Origin of the sequence: Sphingomonas sp., assembly GCF_965200105.1 — a bacterium.
GTDB lineage: Bacteria > Pseudomonadota > Alphaproteobacteria > Sphingomonadales > Sphingomonadaceae > Solisphingomonas.
The window spans coordinates 66,214-79,250 of record NZ_CBDATN010000003.1 but is presented as its reverse complement, the minus strand read 5'-3'; the positions used below and the strand labels follow the sequence as shown (position 1 = coordinate 79,250).

Here is a 13,037-nt window from a genome sequence, read left to right as displayed (position 1 = left end):
CATCCTGTTCTGCCTTTAGGAGGCCGTCCTTGCGCTACGCCTACGCCATCACCGCCGCCCTGCTCGCCGGAGGCGCGGCGGCGACGCTGACGCTTCAGCAGCCCGTCGGCGCGCAGGTCGCGCAGAACGCCGGGTCGGTGGGGAGCGGGCCGCGCGGCGGCCCGGCAAGCTTCGCCGACCTGACGCAGCGGCTGTCGCCGGCGGTGGTCAACATCTCGACGACGCAGCGCGTCAAGGTGAACCAGCAACAGCAGCAGAACCCGTTCGCGGGAACGCCCTTCGACGACCTCTTCCGCCAGTTCGGCGGCGGCGGCGGCGGCGGCGGCGGTGGTCAGCCGACGACGCGCGAGGCGACCTCGCTCGGCTCCGGCTTCCTGATCTCGGCGGACGGCTACGTCGTCACCAACAACCACGTCATCACCGGCGGGCAGGACGCCGCGTCGGCCGGAACGACGACGATGGAGTCGATCACCGTCACGCTGCAGGACCATACCGAGTTCAAGGCGCGCGTCGTCGGCCGCGACGCGGTAGCGGACCTGGCGGTGCTCAAGATCGACGCTCCCAAGCCGCTGCCCTTCGTGCAGTTCGGCGACTCGACGCGCACGCGCGTCGGCGACTGGGTGATCGCGATCGGCGAGCCCTTCGCGCTCGGCGGCACCGTCACCGCCGGCATCGTGTCGGCCATCCACCGCTCGATCAACGGCGGGCCTTATGATCGCTACATCCAGACGGACGCGGCGATCAACTCGGGCAATTCGGGCGGGCCGCTGTTCGACATGGCGGGCAATGTGGTGGGCATCAACACCGCGATCTACTCGGCATCGGGCGGCAATGTCGGCATCGGCTTCGCCATCCCGGCGGAGCAGGCGAAGCCGGTGATTGAGACTCTGCGCAAGGGCGGACGCGTGAAGCGCGGCTATCTCGGCGTGCAGATCCAGGCGGTGGACGACGAGATCGCCTCCGCGCTGGGCCTGCCCAAGAACCATGGCGAGATCGTCGGCCGCGTCGAGCCCGGCTACGCCGCCGCGCGCGCCGGCATCCAGCAGGGCGACGTCATCACCAAGGTGAACGGCCAGGACGTCACGCCGGACAACACGCTCAGCTACACCGTCTCCAACCTGCCGATCGGATCGCGCGTGCCGATCGAACTGTTCCGGCGCGGGCAGAAGGTGAGCGTCACCGCCGTCGTCGGCGAGCGCCCGCCCGAGAGCCAGCTTCGCGGCCAGCTCGGCGCCGATCAGGACGATGACGATCAGGACAACGGCAATGGCGGGCAGGGCGCGCAGGGCAAGGCGACCGCGAGCGCGCTCGGCGCCTCCATCCAGGCGTTGACGCCGCAGATCGCGCAGCAGCTCGGCGTGCCGGCGGCGACGCGCGGCGTGGTGATCGCGTCCACCGATCCGGACAGCGATCTCGCCTCCAATGGGCTGAAGCGCGGCGACGTGATCCTGAGCATCAACCAGACGCCGACGCCGACCGTGGCCGCCGCCGCCGCGTTGATTGACGGGGCGCGTCGATCGGGCCGCGACTCGGTGCTGCTCCAGGTCCAGCGTGGTAATCAGCCGGCGCAGTATGTCGGGGTGAAGCTCCAGAAGAAGTAGGTCGGGATGGCGGACGACATCCTGATCGGGGCGAGCGCGGGCGGGCGGCAGCAGCGGCTCGTCCTGCGCCGCGCCAACCGCCACGGGCTGATCGCGGGGGCCACCGGCACCGGCAAGACGGTGACGCTGCAAGGCATCGCGGAGGATTTCAGCCGCGCCGGCGTGCCCGTGTTCGTGGCGGACGTGAAGGGCGATCTCGCCGGCCTCGCCATGCCGGGATCGCCCGCCTCGCCGATGCACTCCTCCTTTGCCGAACGGGCGAAGGCGGTGGGCGAGGCGGACTGGAGCTACGCCGCCTGCCCCGTGCAGTTCTGGGATCTGTCCGGCGAGCAGGGCACGCCGATCCGCGCCACCATCACGGAGATGGGCCCGGTGCTGCTCGCCCGGCTCCTCGCGCTCAACGAGACGCAGGAGGGCGTGCTCACCGTCGCCTTCACGCTCGCCGACAAGGAGGGGCTGCTGCTCCTCGACCTCGACGATCTGCAGGCCATGCTGGGCGAGGTGGCGGATCGCGCGGACGAGCTGGCGCGCAGCTACGGCAACGTGTCGAAGGCGTCGATCGGCGCGATCCAGCGCGCGCTGCTCCAGCTCCGCTCGCAGGGCGCGGAGCACTTCTTCGGCGAGCCCGCGCTCGACATCCACGACCTGATGGGCGTGGACGAGGCGGGGGCGGGCATCGTCTCCGTGCTGGCGGCGGACAAGCTGATGGCCGCGCCCAAGCTCTACGCCAGCTTCCTGCTGTGGCTGCTCTCGGAGCTGTTCGAGACGCTGCCCGAGGTCGGCGACCCCGATAAGCCCAAGCTCGTCTTCTTCTTCGACGAGGCGCACCTGCTGTTCGACGGGGCGCCGCCCGCGCTCGTCCAGAAGGTCGAGCAGGTGGTGCGGCTGATCCGCTCCAAGGGCGTCGGCGTCTACTTCGTCACGCAGAACCCGATCGACGTGCCCGAGGCGGTGGCGGGGCAACTCGGCAACCGCGTCCAGCACGGGCTGCGCGCGTACACCCCGCGCGACCAGAAGGCGGTGCGCGCCGCGGCGGAGACGTTCCGCGCTAATCCGGGCGTCGACGTCGCGACCGCGATCACCGAGCTCAAGGTCGGCGAGGCGCTGGTCTCGCTGCTCCAGCCGGACGGCGCGCCCGCGCCCGTCGAGCGCACGCTCGTCAAGCCGCCGCGCTCGCGGGTCGGGCCGCTCACGCCTGTGGAACGCGCGACGCTGCGCGAAGGATCGCTGCTGGCCGCGAAATACGACGTCGCGATCAACCGCGAGAGCGCGTTCGAGACGCTCGCCGCCAAGGCGAATGCCGCTGCCGCGCCGCCCACCGCCACCCTTGATGCGAAGCCGGGCAAGGCGCCGCCACCCTCCATGTTCGACAAGATGCTCCAATCGGCGGCGCGCTCCGCCTCTTCCTCGATCGGGCGGCAGGTAGCGAACGAACTCGGCCGCGCGGTGCTCGGCGGCGGGGGGCGGCGATCGTCGTCGAGCGGCATCGCCGGCCAGATCGTACGCGGCGTGCTGGGGTCGCTGCTGCGACGTTGAGCGGGGCGGGGAATACCGCCATCTGCTTTCGCCTGCCCCGAGCTTGTCGAAGGGCGGTCTCCCCCGGCACCGAAGAAGCCAAGCTAGGGCTTCGACAGGCCCGGGTCTGGACGGGATAGACCAACTCGCCACCCGGCCCGACCGGGTTCCGGTTCGCCGGCAGACGGGATCCCGGCTCAAGGCCGGGATGACGGGTGTGGTTACAGGATCTCCAGGATGCGCTCGACGGGCCGCCCGAGCCGCACACCCCTCCGCGTCGCCACCAGCGGGCGCTCGATCAGGATCGGGTCCGCCGCCATCGCGGCGAGTATCGCCTCGTCGCCGGCGTCGTCGAGTGCGCTGGCCCCCAGCTCGCTCCGGCGCAGACCGTCAGCCGGCGTCATGCCCGCCCGCGCATAGAGCGCGCGCAGCCGCTCCATGTCGGGCGGCGTCCCCAGGTAGCGGATCACCTCCACCTCGACGCCATGCTCCTCCAGCAGCGCCAGCGCGGCGCGCGACTTGGAGCAGCGCGGATTGTGCCAGATCGTGGCCTTCATGCGCGGCGCCTCAACTCGCGCCTTCGCCAGTCTGCCGGTCGAGCCCGATCGCCACCCAGGCATCGAGGATGGCCGCGCCGGCGACGAAGGCGATCGCGCCCCATACCGCACGGTTGCCCGGCGATTTGCGCGCGGCGGCGGCAAGCGCCGCCATGTCGGCGGCATCGCCCGCGACCCGGTTCCAGACGCGCACCGAATGCGCCGGCGCATCGAGCAGGCCAAGGCCGGCCACGACTTCGCGCGCGCCGAAGCCGCGTACCAGTCCCTCGTGGCCGTCCGCCTCCAGCGCCTTCGTGATCCTCTCGGCGAAGAGCAGCTCGGTCGCGCCGAGCGCGAGCGAGAACCACCCGAGACCCTTGGACAAGCCCTTGTAATCCATGTCGCTTCCTCTCCGTCTCCACCGGCCAAACGGGCACGGTCGGGCGACGTTCCGGCCTGACGGGTTCCGCCGCCCCGCCGAACCGGCTAGATGCGGTCGCCATGGCGCGCCCCGCCCGAACCCCCGAGCCCTTCTTCGCCGACAAGAACCGCGCCTTTTGGTGGCTCCAGTCGGCGGGGTGGGCGGGCTATTTCACGCTGCGCACGCTGTCGGGCCTCGCCAACAACATGGGTCTGCTGTTCATCGTGCCCTCCGCGCTGGCGACGGCGACGGGCTACTCGCTGACGCTGCTGATGGCGGCGTCGTACCGCCGGCTGCTGCTCGCCAAGCCGTTCTGGACGTGGACGGTGTCGATCACGCTGCTGGTCTCCGCGTCGGCGGCCTTCTCGATGATCGAGGTGTGGGCCAACGCCACCTTCTACCGCCCTGGCTCGCATCCGGAGGGTGCGCAGTTCCTGGGCGCCATCCTGCTCGATTTCGCGGTGCTCGCGGCCTGGTCGGCGCTCTACTACGCCACCAACTTCTACCTGAAGCTGGAGGCGCAGACCGATCAGCTGGAGAAGCTGGAAGGCCAGGCGTCCGCCGCCCAGCTCGCCATGCTGCGCTACCAGCTCAACCCGCACTTCCTGTTCAATACGCTCAACTCGATCTCCACGCTGGTGCTGCTGAAGCAGACCGATCGCGCCAACATGATGCTGTCGCGGCTCAGCTCCTTCCTGCGTTACACACTAGCCAACGAGCCGCTCTCCCAGGTGACGCTGGCACAGGAGGTGGAGACGCTGAAGCTCTACCTCGAGATCGAGAAGATGCGCTTCGAGGAGCGGCTGCGCGCGCACTTCGACGTCGATCCCCGGGTCGCCGGCACCCGGCTGCCTTCGCTGCTGCTCCAGCCGCTGGTGGAGAACGCGATCAAATACGCGGTCACGCCGCAGGAGGAAGGGGCGGACATCTCCGTCGTTGCGCGGCTCGCCGGGGACCGGGTGCAGATCGACGTGACCGATACCGGCCCGGGGTTGAACGAAGGCGTCGCCCGGTCCACCTCGTCGACGGGGGTAGGCCTCGCCAACGCGCGCGATCGGCTCGCCCAGGCGTTCGGGCCGCGCCATCGCTTCGAGGCGCAGCCGGGGCCGGGCGGGGGGTTCGTGGTGACGATCGAGATCCCCGTCGAGAGCGTATCCAAGGAGCCCGCATGACCATTCGCACGATCCTGGTGGACGACGAGCCGCTGGCGATCCAGGGGCTCCAGCTCCGCCTCGAGCCGCATGAAGACGTCGAGGTGATCGCCACCTGCCTGAACGGCCGCGAGGCGATCCGCGCGATCAAGACGCACAAGCCCGATCTCGTCTTCCTCGATATCCAGATGCCCGGCTTCGACGGCTTCTCCGTCATCAACGGCCTGATGGAGGTAGAGCCGCCGCTGTTCGTGTTCGTGACGGCCTATTCCGATCACGCGATCCGCGCCTTCGAGGCGCAGGCGACCGACTATCTGATGAAGCCGGTGGAGGAGGATCGCCTCGCCGACACGCTCGCGCGCGTGCGCCAGCGCCTGACCGATCGTCGCGGCGCCGAGGAGGTGGGGCGGCTGAAGGAGGCGCTGGCCGAACATGCGCCGGAAGCGGCGGAGGCGATGGTGGTCGACGCCGCCGGCGACGACCAGCATGCCGCCAACCGCTACGAGAAGCTCATCAACATCAAGGATCGCGGCCAGATCTTCCGCGTCGACGTCGACACGATCGAGCGCATCGACGCGGCCGGCGACTACATGTGCATCTACACCGGCGACAACACGCTGATCCTTCGCGAGACCATGAAGTACCTGGAGAAGCGACTGGACCCGCGCCGCTTCCAGCGCGTCCACCGCTCCACCATCGTCAACCTCGATCTCGTCAAGCAGGTGAAGCCGCACACCAACGGCGAATGCTTCCTGGTGCTCGATTCGGGCGCGCAGGTGAAGGTCAGCCGCAGCTACAAGGATGTCGTCGCACGTTTCGTGCACTGATCGGGGCACGGATCGCGCGGCCATCCGTTTGGCGCCCGACTGTCATCGATAAGGACACGGACATGGCGAACAGCGACACGCTCACCGGCTCTGGCAAGGACATCGTCGGCCACCTCAAGGAGACCGCCGGCAGCGCGACGGGCGATCGTTCGCTCCAGTCCTCCGGCGTCGCCGACCAGCTCTCCGGCCAGGGCCAGAAGACGATCGGTCAGCTCAAGGACTTCGCCAAGAAGCGCCCGGTGCTGGCGACGACGCTCGCGGGTGTGCTCGGCGTGGCGCTGCTGAACACGCTGCGCGGGAAGTAAGCGTTACAATCTGGGCAGCGTGACGCCGCGCTGCCCCATATACTTGCCCGCCCTGTCCGCGTAGCTCGTCTCGCAAGGCTGCTCGCCTTTCAGGAAGAGGAACTGGCACGCGCCCTCGTTGGCGTAGACCTTGGCGGGCAGCGGCGTGGTGTTCGAGAACTCCAGGGTCACATGCCCCTCCCAGCCGGGCTCCAGCGGCGTCACGTTCACGATGATCCCGCAGCGCGCGTAGGTGGATTTGCCGAGGCAGATCACCAGCACGTCGCGCGGCACCCGGAAATACTCGACGGTGCGGGCGAGCGCGAACGAGTTCGGCGGAATGATGCAGCAGTCGGTCTTCCTGTCGACGAAGCTGTTCTGTGCGAAATTCTTGGGGTCCACCGTCGCCGAGTCGACATTGGTGAAGATCTTGAACTCGTCGGCGACGCGCGCGTCGTAGCCGTAGCTCGACAGGCCGTAGCTGATGCAGCCCTCGGCTCGCTGCGCCTCGACGAACGGCTCGATCATGCCCTTGGCCAGCGCCTGCTCGCGGATCCAGATGTCGGATTGCACCATTGGCGCCTCATCGCGGGTGGCGGGCGGACGCGCAAGCCGGCGCTTGCGATGTTGGATACCGGCTGATAGCGTTCGCCACTTGTTCCTGGGAGCGCGCCGTGGAGATCGCCGTCGTCGCCATCATCGTGCTGCTCGCCGGCCTGCTGCTCGGCTGGTGGGCGGGCTCGCGCGGCGTCGGCTCGGCGCGGGCCGAGGTGGCGGACGGCAAGGCGCGACTCTCGGACGCGGAGGCGCGCGCCGCCGCGATCGACGTGCGCTTGCGCGAGGCGGAGGTGCGGCTCGCCGGGAGCGAAGAACGCGCGGGCGGCGTCGATCTCGTCCGCCGCACGCTCGACGAGGTGATGCGCGAGCGCGACGGCTTCCACCGTGATCTCGTCGCCGAGCGCACGCAGGCTGCCGCCGCGCGTGACGCGGCAGAGGCGCGGCTGGCCGAGCTTCGCGAGGCGCGCGAGGCGCTGGCGCGGCAGTTCGGCGAGGTTGGCACCAAACTGCTCGGCGAGGCGCAGCGCGCCTTCCTCGAACGCGCCGACCAGCGCTTCGCCGAGGCCGACAAGGCGTCGGGCGAGCGGCTGCGCGCGCTGCTCACGCCCGTCGAGACGACGCTCAAGCGCTACGAGGAGGGCGTCGCCAAGGTCGAGAAGGAGCGCACCGAGGCCTATGGCAACCTGACGGGCTTGATGGACGCGATGCGGCTGGGGCAGGAGGGCGTCCGCTCGGAGGCGCAGCGCCTCGTCAACGCGCTGCGCGCCGCCCCCAAGGCGCGCGGGCGGTGGGGCGAGCAGCAGCTCCGCAACGTGCTTGAGACGTGCGGGCTTTCCGAGCACACCGACTTCGCGATGGAGGTGTCCGTCGCCACCGAGGACGGGCGGCTGCGCCCCGACGCGGTGATCCGCGTGCCGCGCGGCGGATCGCTGGTGATCGACGCCAAGGTGTCCTTGAACGCCTACCAGGACGCCTTCGCCGCGATCGACGAGGGCGAGCGCCAGCGCCACCTCGCCGCGCACGCCGCCGCGATGCGCGCGCACGTGACCGCGCTCGCCGCCAAGAGCTACTGGAGCCAGTTCCGCGACGCGCCCGAGTTCGTGGTGATGTTCGTGCCCGGCGAGCATTTCCTCGCCGCCGCGACCGATGCCGACCCGCAGCTCTGGGACTATGCGTTCGGCAAGCGCGTGCTGCTGGCCGCGCCGACCAACCTCGTCGCGCTGGCGCGCACGGTGGCGGGCGTGTGGCGGCAGGAGAAGCTAGCCCAGGACGCGCGGCGCATCGCCGATCTCGGCAAGGAGATGCACGAGCGGCTGTGCGTGGCCGCCGGGCACCTCAAGCGCGTGGGCGGCGGGCTCAACTCGGCGGTGGAAAATTACAACAAGTTCGTGTCGTCCTTCGACGGGCGCGTGCTCGTCACCGGCCGCAAGTTCCGCGACCTCAACGTCGACACCGGCGATCGCGAGATCGAGCCGCCCATCCCGGTGGAGGCGCTGGCGCGGCTACCCGACAGCGCCGAGCCGGAGCGGGCGGCGGCGGAGTAGAGGGCTTCGCGCCTCTGGCCGGTGCGCGGCAGCGGGGCCCCGGCTCAAGGCCGGATGACGAGGTGGGCCCTTCCTCTCACACCGTTCGCCGTGAGCTTGTCGAAGGGCTGCCGGTCTTGAGGACAGGGCTTCGACAGGCTCAGCCCGAACGGGGACGGCACTCGCTCGGCAGCGTCGGCGCGCGCGTCAAGGCTGCCACAACCCCGCCGGCTCGGACAGCCGCCGGTCGAGGAAGTAGGCGGCGCTGACGAACGCCAGGTGGGTGAGCGCCTGCGGAAAGTTGCCGAGCGGCTCGCCGGTAATCGATGCCTCCTCGGAGAACAGCCGCAGCGAGTTGGCGAGGCGAATGCCGCGCTCCATCTCGTGATGCGCCTGCTCCAGCCGGCCGGCGCGCGCGAGGCACTCGACGTACCAGAAGGTGCAGGCGGTGAACGCGCCCTCGCCGCCGGGCAGGCCGTCCTCGTTGCGGTAGCGATGGACGAGGCCGCCGTCGGACAAGCGCTCGCCGACCGCGTCGAGCGTCTTCAGCCAGATGGGATCGGTCGCCGAGACGAAGCGCATCAGCGGCATCATCAGCACCGAGGCATCGAGCGTGGTGCCGCCGCGCTCCTGCACGAACCAGCCATGCTCCGGGTGGCGGTAATGCGTCCAAATCTCGTCGGCGATGCGGTCTCGGTCGCGATCCCAGCGCACCAGCGGGGCGGGCAGCGATCGCTTGCGCGCCAGCCGGATCGCGCGATCCAGCGCCACCCAGCACATCAGCTTGGAGTGGAGGAGGTCGCGATCCTTGTCGCGGAACTCCCAGATGCCCGCGTCGCGATCGCGCCAGTGGCGGCGCACGCGCTCGACGATCGCGGTGACGTGCGCCCAGCCGTCGTGACTGATCGCGCTGCCATATTTGTTGGCGAGATACTCGCTGTCGAGCAGCTCGCCATAGATGTCGAGCTGCTCCTGATCGTGCGCACCGTTGCCGATGCGGACGGGGCGCGAGCCGGCATAGCCGGCGAGGTGATCCAGCGTCTCCTCGTCGCGCGCATCGCCGCCGTCGAGCGCGTACATGACGTTGAGGCGGCCGCGCCCCGGCGTCGCCTTCGCGCGATCGAGGAACCAGGCGCGGCACGCCTCCGCCTCCTCGTGATAGCCCAGCCGCATGAAGGCGTAGAGGGTGAAGGAAGCGTCGCGAATCCAGGTGGCGCGGTAATCCCAGTTGCGGCCCTCTCCGGTCGCCTCGGGCAGGCCGAAGGTGGCGGCGGCCGCGATCGAGCCATGCTCGTGCGACGTCAGCAGCTTGAGCGCGAGCGCGGAGCGGCCGACCATCTCCTGCCAGCGGCCGCGATAGCGGCTCTTGCGCGCCCAGCGTCGCCACGCCCGCGCGGTCTGCTCGATCGCCATGGCGACGCCGTCGGCGGTCGGCGCCTCGTCGGGGGCGTGGAGCACGAACCAGGCCTGCTCGCCGGGTTCCAGATCGAAGCTGGCGCTCGCCTCGCCGTCGTCGGCACGGAGCGGCACCGACGCGGTGAGCCGGAGCGGTTGCTCGGCGTCGTCGAAGGCGACGCTACTCTCCGCCAAGTGCGCCTCGGGGGTGCGGCGCGCATAGTTCGGGCGAGGACGGCATCGCATCGCGAAGCGGACACGGCCGCGCGTCGCCTTCACGCAGCGGACGAGCGCGCGCGTCGCCAGCCCGTGCGCGTGCGGGTGGGGCATGAGGTCGGTCAGCTCGGCGCTGCCCGCCCCGGCGCGCCAGCGCGTGACGAGGATGTTGGTGTCGGGCAGGTAGGTCTGGAAGGCGACCGCGCCGTCGATCTCGGGCGCGAGCGTCCACTCGCCGCCCTCGTCCGGATCGAGCAGCCCGGCGAACACGGTGGGTGAGTCGAGGCGCGGCCAGCAGAGATAGTCGATCGTCCCGTCCGACGCGATCAGCGCGGCCGTCTCCATGTTGCCGACGATACCGTGCTCGCCGATGGTGCGTCCGGGCACCGGGTTCGGCAGCGGATCGGTCCTGCCTTCAGCCATTGTTGCGGAACGCCGGGTAGAGCGCCATGCCGCCATCCACGAACAGCGTCGCGCCGGTGACGTAATCGGCTTCGTCGGAGGCCAGGAACAGGGCGGCGGCGGCGACGTCCGCCACCTCGCCGATGCGGCCGTAGGGAACGAGCTTCAGCAGCCGCGCAAGCTTCTCCTCGTCGCCCCACACATCCTCGTTGATCGGCGTCCTGATCGCGCCCGGCGCGATCGCGTTCACGCGGATGCGGTCGCCCGCCACCTCCTGAGCCAGCGTCCCGACCAGCATGCCGATGCCGCCTTTGGCCGCGGCGTAGTTGACGTGCCCCGCCCAGGGGATGCGCTGATGCACAGAGCTCATCGACACGATCGCGCCGGCGGCGCGTGCCGGGCGCCCGGCCGGATCCTGCGCGCGGAAGCGGCGGATCGCCTCGCGGCTGCACAGGAACTGGCCGGTAAGATCGACGTCGATCACCGCCTTCCACTCGGCGAGCGTCATCTCGGCGACGGGCGCGTCCTTCTGGATGCCCGAATTGGCGACGAGCAGGTCGACGCGGCCGAAGGCGGACGTCGCCTCATCGAACAGCCGCTTCACCGCGCCCTCGTCCGAGATGTCGGCGGCGACGGCGATGGCGCGGCCGCCGCGTGCCTCGATGCCGGCGACGATGCGGTGCGCCTCGTCCTTGTGGGCGTGGAAGTTCACCGCGACCGCCGCGCCTTCCGCCGCGAAGACGCAGGCGACGCCCTCGCCGATGCCGGTGCTGGCGCCCGTCACGATCGCGGCGTGCCCGGCGAGCCTGCCCGGCATCACCACAACACCCCGTGATCGGGCATGCACGGCGGCGGGGCTTGGTCGCCGATCGCCTGGAGGAGGTCGATCTCGATGGTGCGGCACATCGCGGTGAGCGGCACGTCGTGGACGGTGTCGGCGAAGGGATCGACGAGGTCGTCGCCGATCTGGAGCACGGCCAGGAACATCAGGCCCGCCACCGTCGAGCCCACCGGCGTCGCGAGTTCCAGCGTCTCGACGAGGCCGATCGGCAGCAGCACGCAGAACATCCGCGTGAAGAAGCTCGGCAGGAAGCGGTACTGCGTGGGCAGCGGCGTGTTCTTCAGCCGCTCCATGCCCCCCTGCGCGTTGGCGATGTCGATCAGGATGGTCTCGACGCGCGACTGGAGGATGGTGTCGAGCGAACCGGCGCGGCGTGCCTCGTCGATCCGCCGCCCGGTGCCGTCGAGCAGCGCGTTGGGCCGGTTGGTGCGCGCCAAGGCGTCGGCGGCCTCTTGCGGCGAAAGGTATCGCAGCACGTCCTCGTCGGAAGGCTGACGGCGAAGCGCGCGGCGCAAAGCGTGGACATAGGCGATCTGGCGGAGCACGATCGTGCGGGTGAGATCGCGGCTCGCGTCGCCGTCGCGCGGCAGGAAGTTGACCGCGACGCGCGCGAGGCTGCGCGAGGCGTTGATCATCGCGCCCCAAAGCACCCGACCTTCCCACCATCGCTGATAGGCGGAGTTGGAGCGGAAGCCGAGGAACAGCGCCAACGCCGATCCGAACAGCGTGAGCGGCAGCGCCGGCGCGTGGAACGGCGTCAGCAGGTAGGCGGAGGTGACGGCGACGTCCCACACGAACAAGAGCGCGAGCGGCTGCCACACCTCGAGCACGATGGTGCGCACGCGCGGTATGGCATCGACGATCATCAGGGCTCCAAGCTGGGTCGTTCCGCGTCCAACGTCGGTACGGGGCGGAAGGATGCCGGCGCGCGGCGCTTGATCTTTGCGCGTTTCCGGTCCTTGAACGGGCGGCCACGTGAGGAGGACGGAAGGAGAGCGATGTCGAGGACGGATGCGCTGGTCGCCCGGCTGAACCGCTACATGCCGCTCGACGCCGAGGAGCGCGAACGCATCGAGCGCGCGACGGAGCGCGAGCGCCGCGTGGCGGCGGGCGAGGTACTGTTCGAGGAGGGCGGCGAGAACGACAGCCTGTACGTCGTGCAGCAGGGCTGGCTGCACAGTTCCGTCCGCATCGCGAGCACCGGCGGCCGGCAGATCCTGCGCTTCCACTATGCCGGCGACCTGATGGGCACCTCCAGCATCGCGTGGAGCCGCGCGTCGGCGACGCTGACCGCCGTGTCCGACTGCATCGTCTCGGAGATGCCAAAGGCGACGCTCGGCCGGCTGTTCGTCGACACGCCACGGCTGGCGGGGCTGCTCTACGCGGTGGCGGCGGCGGAGGCGGTCGCGATGAGCGACCGGCTGACCTCGATCGGCCGCACCGACGCGCGCGAGCGGCTCATCACGCTGCTGCTCGACATGCTGGCGCGGTTGCGCGTGACGGCGGGCGGCGTGGTCGACAGCTTCGAGCTGCCGCTGACGCAGGCCGATCTTGGCGACGCGACCGGCATGACCAAGGTGCACGTCAACCGCACCTTTCGCGCGATGGAGGCGGAGGGGCTGATCGAGCGCAAGGGCAAGCGCGTCCGCATCGTCGATGAACCCGCACTGATCCGCGCCGTCGACTTCGTCGATCGCTACGGCGAGGTCGCGACCGACTGGCTGCCGCGCGGCCAGGGTGCCGTCGCTTCCGCCCGGCTGTAGGGCC

At 70.2% G+C, this 13,037-nt stretch carries 13 protein-coding genes; 7 read left to right on the top strand and 6 right to left on the bottom strand.

Features of this window, described 5'->3' with window-relative positions:
- Positions 1–29 precede the first annotated feature (29 nt).
- Both ACOFKX_RS13030 and ACOFKX_RS13025 read left to right on the top strand, forming a co-directional pair.
- Positions 30–1,601 carry a Do family serine endopeptidase gene (locus ACOFKX_RS13030; RefSeq protein ID WP_419827513.1) on the top strand — a complete coding sequence of 524 codons (1,572 nt, stop codon included), beginning with the start codon at positions 30–32 and terminating at the stop codon, positions 1,599–1,601.
- A gap of 6 nt (positions 1,602–1,607) precedes the next feature.
- Positions 1,608–3,137: a helicase HerA-like domain-containing protein gene (locus tag ACOFKX_RS13025; RefSeq protein ID WP_419827512.1), complete on the top strand. Its 1,530-nt coding sequence runs from the start codon at positions 1,608–1,610 to the stop codon at positions 3,135–3,137.
- 200 nt (positions 3,138–3,337) lie between these two features.
- Here ACOFKX_RS13025 and ACOFKX_RS13020 read toward each other — a convergent pair whose 3' ends face one another.
- On the bottom strand, positions 3,338–3,673 hold the full coding sequence (locus ACOFKX_RS13020; RefSeq protein ID WP_419827511.1) for an arsenate reductase family protein: 336 nt from the start codon (positions 3,671–3,673) through the stop codon (positions 3,338–3,340).
- A 10-nt stretch (positions 3,674–3,683) separates the two neighbouring features.
- Positions 3,684–4,052: a hypothetical protein gene (locus ACOFKX_RS13015; RefSeq protein ID WP_419827510.1), complete on the bottom strand. Its 369-nt coding sequence runs from the start codon at positions 4,050–4,052 to the stop codon at positions 3,684–3,686.
- Positions 4,053–4,153: 101 nt separating this feature from the next.
- Here ACOFKX_RS13015 and ACOFKX_RS13010 point away from each other — a divergent pair, with 101 nt between their 5' ends.
- From ACOFKX_RS13010 to ACOFKX_RS13000, 3 genes are all read left to right on the top strand, one after another.
- On the top strand, positions 4,154–5,245 hold the full coding sequence (locus ACOFKX_RS13010; protein WP_419827509.1) for a sensor histidine kinase: 1,092 nt from the start codon (positions 4,154–4,156) through the stop codon (positions 5,243–5,245).
- Positions 5,242–6,051 (top strand): LytR/AlgR family response regulator transcription factor, encoded by an 810-nt coding sequence (locus tag ACOFKX_RS13005; protein ID WP_419827508.1) that lies wholly within the window; start codon positions 5,242–5,244, stop codon positions 6,049–6,051. The genes ACOFKX_RS13010 and ACOFKX_RS13005 overlap by 4 nt, the downstream gene beginning before the upstream one ends.
- Positions 6,052–6,113: 62 nt before the next feature.
- The gene (locus ACOFKX_RS13000; RefSeq protein ID WP_419827507.1) at positions 6,114–6,356 is read left to right on the top strand and encodes a CsbD family protein; all 243 of its coding nucleotides are present in this window, start codon (positions 6,114–6,116) and stop codon (positions 6,354–6,356) included.
- Positions 6,357–6,359: 3 nt separating this feature from the next.
- Here the strand turns inward: ACOFKX_RS13000 and dcd are convergent, their stop codons facing one another.
- Positions 6,360–6,911 (bottom strand): dCTP deaminase, encoded by a 552-nt coding sequence (dcd, locus tag ACOFKX_RS12995; protein WP_419827506.1) that lies wholly within the window; start codon positions 6,909–6,911, stop codon positions 6,360–6,362.
- Positions 6,912–7,009: 98 nt separating this feature from the next.
- Between dcd and rmuC the strand changes: the two genes are divergently transcribed.
- A complete protein-coding gene (rmuC, locus tag ACOFKX_RS12990) occupies positions 7,010–8,437 on the top strand; it encodes a DNA recombination protein RmuC (protein ID WP_419827505.1) in 1,428 nt (475 codons plus the stop codon).
- 186 nt (positions 8,438–8,623) lie between these two features.
- Here rmuC and ACOFKX_RS12985 read toward each other — a convergent pair whose 3' ends face one another.
- Genes ACOFKX_RS12985 through ACOFKX_RS12975 form a run of 3 tightly spaced genes read right to left on the bottom strand, consistent with a single transcriptional unit; the run spans position 8,624 to position 12,136 of the window.
- Positions 8,624–10,450, bottom strand: coding sequence for a glycoside hydrolase family 15 protein (locus ACOFKX_RS12985; RefSeq protein ID WP_419827504.1), 1,827 nt, complete (start codon positions 10,448–10,450; stop codon positions 8,624–8,626).
- Positions 10,443–11,246 (bottom strand): glucose 1-dehydrogenase, encoded by an 804-nt coding sequence (locus tag ACOFKX_RS12980; protein ID WP_419827503.1) that lies wholly within the window; start codon positions 11,244–11,246, stop codon positions 10,443–10,445. The genes ACOFKX_RS12985 and ACOFKX_RS12980 overlap by 8 nt, the downstream gene beginning before the upstream one ends.
- Positions 11,246–12,136 (bottom strand): bestrophin family protein, encoded by an 891-nt coding sequence (locus ACOFKX_RS12975; protein ID WP_419827502.1) that lies wholly within the window; start codon positions 12,134–12,136, stop codon positions 11,246–11,248. Before ACOFKX_RS12975 ends, ACOFKX_RS12980 begins: the two co-directional genes overlap by 1 nt.
- Before the next feature lie 132 nt (positions 12,137–12,268).
- Here ACOFKX_RS12975 and ACOFKX_RS12970 point away from each other — a divergent pair, with 132 nt between their 5' ends.
- Positions 12,269–13,033 carry a Crp/Fnr family transcriptional regulator gene (locus tag ACOFKX_RS12970; protein ID WP_419827501.1) on the top strand — a complete coding sequence of 255 codons (765 nt, stop codon included), beginning with the start codon at positions 12,269–12,271 and terminating at the stop codon, positions 13,031–13,033.
- Positions 13,034–13,037 lie beyond the last annotated feature (4 nt).